Below are 12795 nucleotides of genomic sequence, written 5' to 3' on the forward strand. Positions count from 1 at the left end.
TTTGAACCAATGAGCTTTTTTAAGAAATTAAAAGAAAAAATTACGCAGCAAACCGATTCAGTATCAGAAAAGTTTAAAGATGGACTCGAGAAAACGAGAAACTCTTTCCAAGGAAAAGTAAATGAACTGATTTCCCGCTACCGCAAAGTCGACGAAGACTTTTTTGAAGAGCTGGAAGAGGTTCTGATCGGCGCTGATGTCGGTTTCACAACTGTGATGGAATTGATTGATGAGCTGAAAAAAGAAGTGAAATTAAGAAACATTCAAGACCCAAGTGAAGTACAAGCGGTCATTTCTGAAAAATTGGTTGACATTTACAATAGCGGAGAGGAACAAATCTCTGCGCTGAACATTGAAGACGGGCGTTTGAATATCATTTTATTTGTAGGTGTCAACGGTGTTGGAAAAACAACGACGATCGGCAAACTTGCAAACAAGCTGAAAAAAGAAGGGAAATCCGTCATTTTAGCAGCAGGTGATACGTTCCGTGCCGGTGCCATCGAGCAGCTTGAAGTGTGGGGAGAGCGTTCAGGTGTTCCTGTCGTCAAACAAACGGCAGGCTCTGATCCAGCAGCGGTCATCTATGATGCCGTTCAATCAGCAAAAGCGAAAAATGCGGATGTCCTTATCTGCGATACAGCAGGAAGACTTCAAAACAAAGTCAACTTGATGAAAGAGCTGGAGAAGGTCAAGAGAGTCATTGAGCGCGAGGTTCCAGATGCACCTCATGAAGTATTGCTCGCTCTGGATGCGACAACGGGTCAAAACGCCATGGCACAAGCCAAGGAATTTTCTAAAGCGACAAATGTGACAGGGATTGCTTTAACAAAGCTTGACGGTACTGCAAAAGGCGGGATCGTTCTTGCAATTCGAAATGAGCTGAACATTCCTGTGAAGCTTGTCGGTTTAGGGGAAAAGGTGGACGATCTGCAAGAGTTTGATGCAGAATCGTATGTGTATGGATTATTCTCAGACGTAATTGATCAACAAAACTAACAAAAAATGCCGGCAAAATTGCTGGCATTTTTATTTATGCGCAGCTTCAAGAAGTGACAAGATAAAAACTTGACACACAGAAGAGAACCGTGTAAACTTAGTTGATGTAAAGGGAATGAACTTAACAAAGGGGAGAGAGCCCATGACGCTTGAAAAAACAACGAGAATGAATTACTTGTTTGACTTCTATCAATCGTTGTTGACCGCAAAGCAAAAGAGCTACATGTCGCTTTACTACCTAGACGATTTTTCCCTCGGTGAAATTGCGGATGAATATGAAGTATCAAGGCAGGCTGTTTATGATAATATTAAACGGACTGAAGCGATGCTTGAACAATATGAAGAAAAGCTGCTCTTGTTTAAGAAATTTAAAGAGCGTAAAGAACTTCTCAAAAAAATGAGAGAGCTTGTAGCTGGTTCTGCGCAAACAGAAGAAGCAGAAGCTTTAATTGAATCGCTTGAGAAATTAGATTAGGAGGCGGCACAGTATGGCATTTGAAGGATTAGCCGACCGACTGCAGCAGACGATTTCAAAAATCCGCGGCAAAGGAAAAGTGTCAGAGCAAGATGTAAAAGAAATGATGCGCGAGGTACGCCTTGCCCTTCTTGAAGCTGACGTCAATTTTAAAGTAGTCAAAGACTTTGTGAAAAAAGTAAGTGAGCGGGCAGTTGGACAAGAGGTCATGAAAAGCCTTACCCCTGGACAGCAGGTCATTAAAGTTGTAAAAGAAGAACTCACTGAATTAATGGGCGGAGAAGAGAGTAAGATCGCTGTAGCGAAAAAATCTCCAACCGTCATTATGATGGTTGGTCTTCAAGGGGCAGGTAAGACAACCACAACTGGGAAGCTTGCCAATTTACTTCGCAAAAAACATAATCGCAAGCCGATGATGGTGGCTGCTGATATTTACCGACCAGCAGCAATCCAGCAGCTTCAAACGCTTGGGAAACAGCTTGATATGCCGGTGTTCTCATTAGGTGATCAAGTCAGCCCTGTCGAAATTGCCAAACAGGCAATTGAAAAAGCGAAAGAAGAACACCATGATTATGTCATTTTAGATACAGCAGGACGTCTTCATATCGATGAAGAATTAATGGATGAACTTCAGAAAGTAAAAGAAGTAGCAAATCCAGAAGAAATTTTCCTAGTTGTTGACTCTATGACAGGTCAAGATGCTGTCAATGTCGCGAAAAGCTTTAATGAACAGCTTGGTTTAACAGGTGTCGTTCTCACAAAACTAGACGGTGATACAAGAGGCGGTGCAGCACTTTCTATTCGAGCTGTCACCAACACGCCGATTAAATTCGCTGCACTAGGAGAAAAGCTTGATGCGATTGAACCATTCCATCCAGAGCGGATGGCATCAAGAATTCTTGGCATGGGAGATGTGCTCACGCTGATTGAAAAAGCACAGGCAAACGTCGACCAAGATAAAGCGAAAGAGCTTGAGCAAAAAATGCGGACAATGAGCTTCACGCTCGATGATTTCCTCGAGCAGCTTGGCCAAGTTCGGAATATGGGTCCTCTTGATGAACTGATCCAAATGATGCCGGGAGCCGGTAAAATGAAAGGGCTCAAAAACGTCCAAGTAGACGAAAAGCAGCTCAATCATATCGAAGCGATCATTAAATCAATGACAACCAAGGAAAAAGAACAGCCAGAGGTCATCAATGCAAGCCGCAGAAAACGGATTGCAAAAGGAAGCGGAACATCTGTACAGGAAGTCAATCGCCTTTTAAAGCAATTTGATGAAATGAAAAAGATGATGAAGCAAATGACCAACATGTCCAAAGGAAAGAAAAAGGGCTTTAAATTACCATTTATGTAATTGGTTATACATGATAAAACCGTTGTTAAGAAAAAACACTTTACAAACCCTTTTATCATTGTTAATATACTATCTTGTTGAAATATTTTCGGAGGTGCTAGTAAAATGGCAGTAAAAATTCGTTTAAAACGTATGGGAGCAAAAAAATCTCCTTTCTATCGTATTGTTGTAGCAGATTCTCGTTCACCACGTGACGGTCGTTTCATCGAAACAGTTGGAACTTACAACCCAGTGGTATCACCAGCTGAGGTGAAAATCAACGAAGAATTAGCGCTTAAATGGCTTCAAAATGGTGCGAAACCATCTGATACAGTTCGCAACCTTTTCTCAAGCCAAGGAATTCTTGAAAAATTTCATAATGCGAAAAACAGCAAATAATGAATGAGCTGTCCTTGGAAGAATTGATTGTGTCCATCGTCGAGCCACTTGTTGATTTCCCTGAAGATATTCACGTATCTTCATTAGAAAAAGATGAGCAGGTGATTTACACACTGTCTGTCAATGCTGAAGATACCGGAAAAGTGATCGGAAAGCAGGGACGTACAGCAAAAGCGATACGAACAGTCATTTTTGCAGCAAGTGCAGAGTCTTCTAAGAAAGTTCAACTTGAGATTGCTGACTAAAAAGGGAGAGGGCTTAGGACCTCCCCTTTTTTTACACGTTTAAATCTATTTTTCGTTATACTGTAGAGGACAAATGCCTTCGGATAGGGGGACAAAAAGGAAGATGCAGATCATTCAACATGTCACCGTGATGCAAGTATTAACTGAAAGCAGTAAGGACAAACTGTTAACGACTTTTTTGGAGAAAAAAGAAAGACTAGAACGTGAATGCAATCAACTATATTTTCAACTAAAAAAACATGAAAAAGAACCACATCAGCAAGAAGCCATCCCTCAATTTCAAAAAGCGATCGATAAAAGGCAAGAGAAGATCCGGCAAATTGATTTTCAAGTAGAGCAGCTGCATATTCTGCCGCTTGGAAGTGAAATGAAAGAAACAGAAGTGGATGCATTGGTTGAAGTAAAAATAGGTGATAAATGGGATGACAAGATGCAAGATAATGTCATCGTCGTGAAAGACGGCACCATTGTGGAAATACGTCAGGGGTGATTGAGAACATGGAGCTAGAATGGTTGAATGTTGGAAAGATCGTCAATACACACGGAGTGCGCGGAGAAGTACGCGTCGTGTCAAAGACGGATTTCCCAGAAGAGCGCTACAAAAAGGGAAGCGTCCTCTATATTTTTAAGCAAGGTCAAAGCGAGCCGCTGAAAGTGACTGTCGCATCACACCGGCAGCACAAACAGTTTGATTTGCTCACATTTGAAGAAATCAGCTCATTAAATGAAGCAGAGCATTTGAAAGAATCAATCTTAAAGGTAGAAAAAGAACACCTCGGGTCATTAGACGAAGGAGAATTTTATTTCCATCAAATCATTGGCTGTGAAGTATACGATGAAGAGGACAAGCTGATCGGCCAAATCAAAGAAATCCTTACGCCAGGGGCAAATGATGTGTGGGTGGTTGGAAGAAAAGGCAAAAAAGATGCCCTCATTCCTTATATTCCATCTGTCGTCAAAAAGATCGATATCTCATCCAAAACCGTACACATTGAAGTGATGGAAGGACTTATTGACGAATGAAAATCGATTTCTTAACCCTTTTTCCTGAAATGTTCGAAGGTGTGCTTCACTCATCGATCTTAAAAAAAGCACAGGAGAAAGAAGCTGTCTCATTTCAAGTCGTCAATTTTAGAGAGTATTCGGATCATAAACATAAAACAGTGGATGACTATCCGTATGGCGGCGGTGCTGGTATGGTACTGAAAGCGCAGCCCGTATTTGATGCGGTAGAAGATTTAACGAAGAAAGCAAGCACGAAACCCCGAATCATTCTTGTCTGTCCTCAAGGGGAAAGATATACACAAAAGAAGGCAGAAGAACTTGCAAAAGAAGAGCATCTTATGTTCATTTGCGGCCACTATGAAGGCTACGATGAGCGCATCAGGGAGCATCTTGTCACAGATGAGATCTCAATCGGAGATTTCGTCCTCACAGGCGGAGAGCTGCCAGCGATGATGATTGCAGACAGTGTGGTCAGGCTTTTGCCTCATGTGCTTGGAAAAGAAGCGTCTCACATCGAAGATTCATTCAGTACAGGTCTGCTTGAGCACCCGCACTATACAAGGCCGGCGGATTATAAAGGACTAAAAGTGCCGGATGTGCTTCTCTCTGGAAATCATGCCAAAATTGAAGAGTGGCGGCGCAAAGAATCCTTGAAACGAACCTATACAAGACGGCCAGATTTGATCGATTCTTGCAAAACATTAACGGATGAAGAAAAAAGATGGATTTGGCAGCTTCATAATGACTAGATTGTATTGCACACGGCATAGAGGTATGGTATGATACTACTTGTGACTTGGACGGCTTGCTGATCTAAGTTTGAAAACGATGTTCCGCTGCAATGAAGAAAGAGGACATGAGCATCTGTTGGAAGGAGTTGAAAACGATGCAACATTTGATTGAAGAAATCACAAAAGAACAATTACGCACTGATCTTCCTGCGTTCCGTCCTGGTGACACTTTACGTGTACACGTTAAAGTTGTCGAGGGTACTCGTGAGCGTATCCAGATCTTTGAAGGTGTTGTAATTAAGCGTCGTGGTGGTGGAATCAGCGAAACTTTCACAGTTCGTAAGATCTCTTACGGTGTAGGCGTTGAGCGTACATTCCCTGTACACACACCAAAAATCGCTAAGATCGAAGTTGTACGTCACGGTAAGGTACGTCGTGCGAAACTTTACTACCTACGTGAACTTCGCGGTAAAGCGGCTCGTATCAAAGAAATCAGACGATAATGATATCAAAGGAAAGAGCTTGTTACCTGTAACAGGCTCTTTTTTTGTACAATGTATAAAGATAACGGTAGAAGAAAGAAGGTGCACATATGACGATTCAATGGTTTCCAGGCCATATGGCAAAAGCAAGACGTGAAGTCACAGAAAAATTAAAGCTCATCGACATCGTATTTGAATTAACCGATGCAAGAATTCCGATGTCCTCTAGAAACCCAATGATCGAAGAAATCCTTCAGAACAAACCCAAAATCATGCTTTTAAACAAAGCAGATAAAGCAGATCCTCGTATGACAAAGGAGTGGCAGGCGCATTTTGAGCAGCAAGGCGTTCGGTCACTTGCTATTAACTCTGTCGATGGACAAGGGTTAAATCAGATCATCACGACTTCAAAAGAAATTTTAAAAGAAAAATTCGACCGCATGAAAGCAAAAGGCGTCAAACCACGTGCCATTCGAGCACTGATTATCGGGATTCCCAACGTCGGTAAATCGACCTTAATCAATCGTTTAGCAAAAAAGAACATTGCCAAAACAGGAGACCGGCCTGGTATTACGACATCACAGCAATGGGTAAAGGTAGGGAAAGAACTAGAACTGCTCGATACGCCTGGAATCCTCTGGCCGAAGTTTGAAGATGAGCAAGTAGGACTCAGGCTTGCGGTGACTGGAGCGATCAAGGATTCGATCATCAACTTACAGGATGTCGCTGTGTATGCACTTCGTTTTCTAGAAGAGAACTACCCAGAGCGATTAAAAAAACGCTATGACCTAGCGGAGATACCTGAAGATACGGTTGAGCTGTTTGATGCAATTGGCACTAAGCGCGGCTGTCTAATGAGCGGGGGATTCATAAACTATGACAAAACCACCGAAATCATTATTCGGGATATTCGGACAGAAAAATTTGGTCCCCTCACTTTTGAGAAGCCTGAAAGCTAAGAGACACGCAGCTCATGCGGGTCTTTATTTTTTGCGAAAAACTGCCGATATAAAGAAGGAGGCTGCGTAAAAGCCTATGTACACGGTGAAACAAATAAAAGAACAAATAGAAAAGCATGCAGGCGACGAGTCATACATTCGCGAACTTGTGAAAGATGATACGAGAAAAAGTGTCCAAAAACTGATAGAAAAGTGGCACAAAGAGAGAGAAAAGCAGCAAGCACTTCGCGCGGCATGGGATAACATGCTGCAATTTGAAAACAAAGCAAAGGCGCAGGGATACACATGTATTGCTGGAATAGATGAAGCAGGAAGAGGACCGCTCGCCGGCCCGGTTGTGGCAGCAGCCGTTATATTAAAGGAAGATACAGTCCTGCTCGGTTTAAACGACTCAAAGCAATTATCTGAGAAAAAAAGATTGGCTTATTATGATTTAATTCAAAAAGAAGCACTTGATATCGGAATCGGCATTGTGGATGCGGCTACGATTGATGAAATCAATATTTATGAAGCATCAAGACTGGCGATGGTAAGAGCTGTGGAGCAGTTAACTCATACACCAGATTATCTACTCATAGATGCCATGACACTTCCGCTTTCTACTCACCAAGAGAAGATCATCAAAGGAGATGCAAAAAGTGCATCCATTGCAGCAGGTGCATGTATTGCGAAGGTGACAAGGGATCAGATGATGGAAGAGTACGGGCGTAAGTATCCTGAGTATCAATTTGAAAAACATAAAGGGTACGGAACGAAAGAGCATCTGGCTGCGATTCAAACACATGGTGCTGCCCCCATCCACCGATTATCGTTTGCGCCGGTGAAATCTGTTATATCATAAATTTTAATCTAAGGAGGCTGCCTGTGATGACAAGAGTTGAGGACATACATACAGCACTGAATAGCCGGCTGAATACGGCCGAATCGGTTCCATTAAACACTGAAGGGAAGGAAAATGTTCATCGGCTGATTCTCGGCAAAGTACTAAAAATGCTTGGAGATGATACAGCCCTTGTTCAAATAGGCTCAACGAAAATAAAAGCGCAGCTGGCGGCCCAGCTTAAAGCAGACGCATTTTATTGGTTCCAATTTGAACAAGAGGGCGGGGGCAGCCTCAATAAACTAAGACCCGTTCAGCAATTTGATCAAGATCCTAAGACATTAAAGGATGCAGCAGCCAAACTATTAGAAGGTCTCTCACTGAAAAATGGGCTTGAAAACATGCTGACGGCTACAGCTTTTTTAAAGGAAAAGTCCGTCATTAATGAAGGAGAGTTAAAAACGGCAGTGAAGTGGATCGAACAGCTTCAAGGGGCTGATGTGAAGAAAGGGCTCCAGGCACTCCTCTTTGCTTTAAAGAAAGATTTACCGATCCAGCAAGGGGTGCTTCAATCTATTTTAGCCGTAAAATCACCCTCTGCCCTTCATCAGGATATAACAGCGCTATTAAATCAATTAACACAGCTTCCGAAGCACACAGACGCCACACAGACCCTAACACAAGCCGTTCGGTCAGTTGTAGATGCAGAGACAGCCGTTCATGCAGAAAAGCTCTTATCGGTCCTTCTAGCAGCGAGAGAAGGCGAGGCGAAGCAAGGCGGCAGTTTACCAGTAACGACTCAGCTCAATCCGTCCCAGCAAAAAGAAAATAGCCATGCCGCAATCGTTCAAGAGCGTCAGCCGTCCCAAGTTCTTCAGACAAACGTGCAGCAGTCAACAAGTCCAAAAGAAGAGCTGCAAATCCCGCCTCAGCAAATTGAGCGGATACTGGCAAGTTTGATGAAACAAGGTGCAGACGGGCAGCAAGAACCTAACTTAAAACAGCTCACAGCATTGCTTCAAGGACTCCAGCAAGCAGGCTCTCAGCCTGACGCAAAAGCAGCTGTACTGCAAAAAGAGTTTCCCTTCCTGTCAAAAGCAGAGGCGAAAGCTTTGGCTCAGGCGGTGCAGCAGACTGAACCAACATTAAGCAATAAAACCGATGTGCTCGATTTACTTATGACGATGAAAAAGGCAATCGGTGTGCGTGATGAAATTGGAATGCTGAAAATGCTTGAAAAAGGCAGTCAGGATGTCAAAAGTCAGGAGCTGCACCAATTAAAGCTTACCTTAAATGATGTGAGACAGGCTGATTTACCAGAGCCTATTAAAAAAGAAGTGGATCAATTATTTCATAGATTGAATGGGCAGTTATTTGTGCAGCAGGAGAACCAAACTGTCAGTCAAATGATGGTTTCCTATCCTCTATTCTCAAAACATAGTGTTCAAGATTTAACCTTTATACTAAAGGGGCATAAGAAAAAAGATGGCTCTATTGATATTTCTCAGTGCCGCCTGATGTTTTATTTAAACATGGAAAACCTTGAAGAAACCTTAATAGACTGTACGATTCAGCAAAAGGTCATGGCCATTACTGTCGAGACAGCCCATGAACTGCAAGGAACCATTAATCCGATGATTCCGGCTGTTCGGGAGAATTTAAATGCGCTGGGATACAGTTTAACGGGAATTACAGCAAAAAAGAGACAAGAGCCAGTAGATCCGTCTCAATTTCTAGATGAACACTTTCATAAAATCAGCGAGAAAGGGCTGGACTTACGAGTATGAAGGATTCAAAACCGCTTAGAAGAGCGGTCGCTCTGCATTACGATGAAGAAAAGCAAAAGGCGCCAAAAGTCGTTGCAACAGGCAGCGGCTATGTGGCAGATCATATTATTGAAGAAGCAAAAAAGTCGGGAGTCCCAATTCAGGAAGACCGTAATTTAGTCGAACTCATGCGCCATTTAACATTAGATGAGGAGATCCCTGAAGCGTTATACGATACTGTAGCAGAAATTTTTTCGTTTATCTACAGGTTAGACCAAAAAATGAAAAAATAAGGTAAAATAAGTGATTTGACTGAAAAATTTATATTTTTAATAAAATAAAAGTTTGAATGTTTAGAAGGATTTTACGATTTTACATAGAACCCTAGACATTCTCTTTTTTATTCTTTAAAATGAAAGCGCAGTCTATTTTATAATTTTTGTTTCTACATATGTTGGGAGGATGGGAAATGAATATCCATGAGTACCAAGGAAAAGAAATCCTAAGAAAATATGGGGTTTCAGTTCCAAATGGTAAAGTAGCATTTACACCTGATGAAGCCGTAAAAGCATCAGAAGAGCTAGGGAGCTCTGTATATGTCGTAAAAGCACAGATTCATGCAGGCGGCCGTGGTAAAGCAGGCGGGGTAAAAATTGCAAAAACGAAAGATGAAGTGAAAGGGTTTGCAGAGGAATTGCTCGGCAAGACACTTGTCACACATCAAACAGGGCCTGAAGGGCGCGAAATAAAACGCTTACTTATTGAAGAAGGCTGCGATATTCAAAAGGAATACTATGTTGGACTAGTTTTGGATAGAGCGACATCAAGAATTGTATTGATGGCATCTGAAGAAGGCGGTACTGAAATTGAAGAAGTAGCAGAAAAAACGCCAGAAAAAATCGTCAAAGTGGTCATCGACCCAGCGATTGGCCTGCAAGGCTATCAGGCGAGAGAAGTAGCATTTAAAATTAATATTCCAACAAAATTAATTGGCCAAGCTGTTAAGTTTATGACAAGCCTTTACAATGCGTTTATTGAAAAAGATTGTTCAATTGCTGAGATTAATCCACTTGTTGTAACAGGCGATGGAAAAGTCATGGCACTTGATGCAAAATTAAACTTTGATAGCAATGCCTTATATAGACAAAAAGATATATTAGAATACCGTGACCTTGATGAAGAGGATCCAAAAGAAATTGAAGCATCTAAATATGACTTAAGCTACATTTCTTTAGATGGAAATATTGGCTGTATGGTCAATGGAGCAGGTCTTGCGATGTCTACAATGGATATCATCAAGCATTACGGCGGGGACCCTGCAAACTTCCTAGATGTTGGCGGCGGTGCAACAGCTGAAAAAGTAACGGAAGCATTTAAAATCATTTTATCTGATCAAAATGTCAAAGGGATTTTCGTGAACATTTTTGGCGGCATCATGAAATGTGATGTGATTGCAGAAGGTGTTGTGGAAGCGACGAAACAAGTCGGCTTAACATTACCGCTTGTTGTACGTCTTGAAGGAACAAACGTTGAATTAGGGAAGAAAATCCTGAGTGATTCAGGCTTAAATATCACTTCTGCTGAGTCTATGGCTGACGGGGCAGAAAAGATTGTATCTTTAGTCAAGTAGAGCAGAAAGGCAGGGAACCTAAATGAGTGTATTTATTAATAAAAATACGAGAGTAATTGTTCAGGGGATCACCGGTTCAACCGCATTGTTCCATACAAAACAAATGATTGAGTACGGGACAAATATTGTTGGCGGTGTCACACCTGGAAAAGGTGGAACTGAAGTAGAAGGAGTTCCTGTATTTAATACTGTATCTGAGGCAGTGCAGACAACTGGAGCAAACGCTTCTGTTATCTATGTACCAGCACCATTTGCAGCAGATGCCATTTTAGAGGCTGTTGACGCAGAAGTCGATCTCGTCATTTGTATCACTGAACATATTCCAGTGCTTGACATGGTCAAAGTGAAACGATATATGGAAGGGAAAAAGACAAGACTAGTTGGACCAAACTGCCCAGGTGTCATCACACCTGAAGAATGTAAAATTGGTATTATGCCCGGCTACATTCATAAAAAAGGTCATGTGGGTGTTGTTTCTCGTTCTGGAACGCTTACATATGAAGCGGTACATCAGCTTTCAGAAGCTGGCGTTGGTCAATCGACAGCTGTAGGAATCGGGGGGGACCCGGTAAACGGGACAAACTTTATTGATGTTTTAAAAGCATTTAATGAAGACCCTGAAACGCATGCTGTGATTATGATCGGTGAAATCGGCGGAACGGCTGAAGAAGAAGCAGCTGAATGGGTAAAAGCGAATATGACTAAACCAGTCGTTGGCTTTATTGGCGGTAAAACGGCGCCTCCAGGAAAACGTATGGGACATGCTGGTGCTATAATTTCTGGTGGTAAAGGAACAGCTGATGAAAAGGTAAAAACAATGCGTGAATGTGGAATTGAAGTGGCAGAAACACCATCTGTCATGGGAGAAACACTGATTAAAGTATTAAAAGAGAAGAATCTCTTCGAAGCTTGTAAAACGCATTAATGACACAAGAAGACTTGTTCTTTGACAAGTCTTCTTCTTTCTATCTTAAACTGGAGGAATGGTATGTACAACGTGTCCGAAAGAATGATTTTTCACCGCTTAAAAGGCCTCATCTCACCCTCATTACTGACAAAATGGTGGAAAGTCGATCCTGAACTATATATAAATGAAGAAACACATCATTTTAAACAGGATCGAGCATTACAAACGATCGACTTTACCCGCTTAAAACAAGCTGAAGAAAATGAATTCCCCATTTTTCAACACATCGTTCAAGCCTATTTAAAGCAAAACATTCACATGATTCCCATCACATCACCCTTATATCCCAGCACACTAAAAAATATTTATGATCCTCCCCCTGTGTTATTCCTAAAAGGAAACGTATCATACTTAAATGAAGAAAAAAGTTTAGGTGTAGTCGGCACGCGAGTTCCATCGTCTTATGGAGAAGCATGTGTGAAGAAAATTGTTGGTGAGCTTGTCAAGGAAGAGTGGATGATTGTCAGTGGTTTAGCTAAAGGAATCGATGGACTGGCACATAAAGAGTGCATCAGGAAAAAAGGGAAAACAATCGGCATTATAGCAGGCGGCTTTCAGCATTTATACCCAAAAGAACATGTGCAAATGGCTGAATACATGGGCGAACATCATTTGCTTTTGTCAGAGCATCCGCCTTATGTCAAACCAGAAAAGTGGCATTTTCCAATGAGAAATCGTTTAATTAGTGCATTGACGAAAGGGACCATCGTGATTCAGTGCAAAGAAAAGAGCGGTTCTCTTATTACAGCCTATCAAGCGCTTGAGCAAGGCAAAGAAGTATTTGCGGTTGCCGGCTCCATCTTTGATTCTAATTCCACAGGTCCTGCAAGACTCATTCAGCAGGGGGCAAAGCTTGTTCATTCCACAAAGGATATTTTAGAGGAATTCTCCTTTCACAGCGTTCAATATACTGAACTCTCATAAAATATCGTTTGACAAAAGACATCGGAATATTTAATAATAGTGAGGATTTAAGTTTACACTTTG

General features: G+C 41.8%; 16 protein-coding genes. All 16 read left to right on the forward strand.

All coding sequences use genetic code 11. The annotated features are described in order from the left end of the window. Positions 1-9: 9 nt before the first annotated feature. Complete coding sequence (gene ftsY, locus M1D81_RS08010; protein WP_456265106.1) at positions 10-996, forward strand: signal recognition particle-docking protein FtsY; 987 nt, start codon at positions 10-12, stop codon at positions 994-996. Positions 997-1138: 142 nt separating this feature from the next. Next, on the forward strand, positions 1139-1471 hold the full coding sequence (locus tag M1D81_RS08015) for a putative DNA-binding protein (RefSeq protein ID WP_456265105.1): 333 nt from the start codon (positions 1139-1141) through the stop codon (positions 1469-1471). 13 nt (positions 1472-1484) lie between these two features. Then, positions 1485-2825, forward strand: coding sequence for a signal recognition particle protein (ffh, locus tag M1D81_RS08020; protein ID WP_024424193.1), 1341 nt, complete (start codon positions 1485-1487; stop codon positions 2823-2825). 105 nt (positions 2826-2930) lie between these two features. Then, positions 2931-3203: a 30S ribosomal protein S16 gene (gene rpsP / locus M1D81_RS08025; protein ID WP_008344841.1), complete on the forward strand. Its 273-nt coding sequence runs from the start codon at positions 2931-2933 to the stop codon at positions 3201-3203. Beyond that, positions 3203-3448, forward strand: coding sequence for a KH domain-containing protein (locus M1D81_RS08030; protein ID WP_024424192.1), 246 nt, complete (start codon positions 3203-3205; stop codon positions 3446-3448). The genes rpsP and M1D81_RS08030 overlap by 1 nt, the downstream gene beginning before the upstream one ends. Positions 3449-3551: 103 nt before the next feature. Next, the gene (locus tag M1D81_RS08035) at positions 3552-3938 is read left to right on the forward strand and encodes a YlqD family protein (RefSeq protein WP_024424191.1); all 387 of its coding nucleotides are present in this window, start codon (positions 3552-3554) and stop codon (positions 3936-3938) included. Positions 3939-3946: 8 nt separating this feature from the next. Next, positions 3947-4471 carry a ribosome maturation factor RimM gene (rimM, locus tag M1D81_RS08040; RefSeq protein WP_133743825.1) on the forward strand — a complete coding sequence of 175 codons (525 nt, stop codon included), beginning with the start codon at positions 3947-3949 and terminating at the stop codon, positions 4469-4471. Then, the gene (gene trmD, locus M1D81_RS08045) at positions 4468-5202 is read left to right on the forward strand and encodes a tRNA (guanosine(37)-N1)-methyltransferase TrmD (protein WP_456265104.1); all 735 of its coding nucleotides are present in this window, start codon (positions 4468-4470) and stop codon (positions 5200-5202) included. The genes rimM and trmD overlap by 4 nt, the downstream gene beginning before the upstream one ends. A 137-nt stretch (positions 5203-5339) precedes the next feature. Next, complete coding sequence (rplS, locus tag M1D81_RS08050; protein ID WP_008354510.1) at positions 5340-5687, forward strand: 50S ribosomal protein L19; 348 nt, start codon at positions 5340-5342, stop codon at positions 5685-5687. A gap of 89 nt (positions 5688-5776) precedes the next feature. After that, on the forward strand, positions 5777-6625 hold the full coding sequence (gene ylqF, locus M1D81_RS08055; protein WP_024424188.1) for a ribosome biogenesis GTPase YlqF: 849 nt from the start codon (positions 5777-5779) through the stop codon (positions 6623-6625). A 76-nt stretch (positions 6626-6701) separates the two neighbouring features. After that, entirely contained in the window at positions 6702-7466 is a 765-nt protein-coding gene (locus M1D81_RS08060; protein WP_456265103.1) for a ribonuclease HII, read from the forward strand. Between the two features lie 26 nt (positions 7467-7492). Further along, on the forward strand, positions 7493-9232 hold the full coding sequence (locus M1D81_RS08065; RefSeq protein WP_456265102.1) for a glycosyltransferase: 1740 nt from the start codon (positions 7493-7495) through the stop codon (positions 9230-9232). Beyond that, positions 9229-9504, forward strand: coding sequence for a FlhB-like flagellar biosynthesis protein (locus M1D81_RS08070; RefSeq protein ID WP_003211418.1), 276 nt, complete (start codon positions 9229-9231; stop codon positions 9502-9504). The genes M1D81_RS08065 and M1D81_RS08070 overlap by 4 nt, the downstream gene beginning before the upstream one ends. Before the next feature lie 176 nt (positions 9505-9680). Beyond that, a complete protein-coding gene (gene sucC / locus M1D81_RS08075; RefSeq protein ID WP_197197843.1) occupies positions 9681-10841 on the forward strand; it encodes an ADP-forming succinate--CoA ligase subunit beta in 1161 nt (386 codons plus the stop codon). Positions 10842-10863: 22 nt separating this feature from the next. Continuing rightward, complete coding sequence (sucD, locus tag M1D81_RS08080) at positions 10864-11766, forward strand: succinate--CoA ligase subunit alpha (RefSeq protein WP_007499624.1); 903 nt, start codon at positions 10864-10866, stop codon at positions 11764-11766. Between the two features lie 63 nt (positions 11767-11829). Next, complete coding sequence (dprA, locus tag M1D81_RS08085; protein ID WP_456265101.1) at positions 11830-12732, forward strand: DNA-processing protein DprA; 903 nt, start codon at positions 11830-11832, stop codon at positions 12730-12732. Positions 12733-12795 lie beyond the last annotated feature (63 nt).

The sequence above is a fragment of the Bacillus sp. JZ105 genome, assembly GCF_053903125.1.

Coding starts and splice junctions, on each gene's coding strand:
- ftsY (WP_456265106.1), top strand. CDS start 10: ATGAGCTTTTTTAAGAAATTAAAAGAAAAAATTACGCAGCAAACCGAT.
- M1D81_RS08015 (WP_456265105.1), top strand. CDS start 1,139: ATGACGCTTGAAAAAACAACGAGAATGAATTACTTGTTTGACTTCTAT.
- ffh (WP_024424193.1), top strand. CDS start 1,485: ATGGCATTTGAAGGATTAGCCGACCGACTGCAGCAGACGATTTCAAAA.
- rpsP (WP_008344841.1), top strand. CDS start 2,931: ATGGCAGTAAAAATTCGTTTAAAACGTATGGGAGCAAAAAAATCTCCT.
- M1D81_RS08030 (WP_024424192.1), top strand. CDS start 3,203: ATGAATGAGCTGTCCTTGGAAGAATTGATTGTGTCCATCGTCGAGCCA.
- M1D81_RS08035 (WP_024424191.1), top strand. CDS start 3,552: ATGCAGATCATTCAACATGTCACCGTGATGCAAGTATTAACTGAAAGC.
- rimM (WP_133743825.1), top strand. CDS start 3,947: ATGGAGCTAGAATGGTTGAATGTTGGAAAGATCGTCAATACACACGGA.
- trmD (WP_456265104.1), top strand. CDS start 4,468: ATGAAAATCGATTTCTTAACCCTTTTTCCTGAAATGTTCGAAGGTGTG.
- rplS (WP_008354510.1), top strand. CDS start 5,340: ATGCAACATTTGATTGAAGAAATCACAAAAGAACAATTACGCACTGAT.
- ylqF (WP_024424188.1), top strand. CDS start 5,777: ATGACGATTCAATGGTTTCCAGGCCATATGGCAAAAGCAAGACGTGAA.
- M1D81_RS08060 (WP_456265103.1), top strand. CDS start 6,702: ATGTACACGGTGAAACAAATAAAAGAACAAATAGAAAAGCATGCAGGC.
- M1D81_RS08065 (WP_456265102.1), top strand. CDS start 7,493: ATGACAAGAGTTGAGGACATACATACAGCACTGAATAGCCGGCTGAAT.
- M1D81_RS08070 (WP_003211418.1), top strand. CDS start 9,229: ATGAAGGATTCAAAACCGCTTAGAAGAGCGGTCGCTCTGCATTACGAT.
- sucC (WP_197197843.1), top strand. CDS start 9,681: ATGAATATCCATGAGTACCAAGGAAAAGAAATCCTAAGAAAATATGGG.
- sucD (WP_007499624.1), top strand. CDS start 10,864: ATGAGTGTATTTATTAATAAAAATACGAGAGTAATTGTTCAGGGGATC.
- dprA (WP_456265101.1), top strand. CDS start 11,830: ATGTACAACGTGTCCGAAAGAATGATTTTTCACCGCTTAAAAGGCCTC.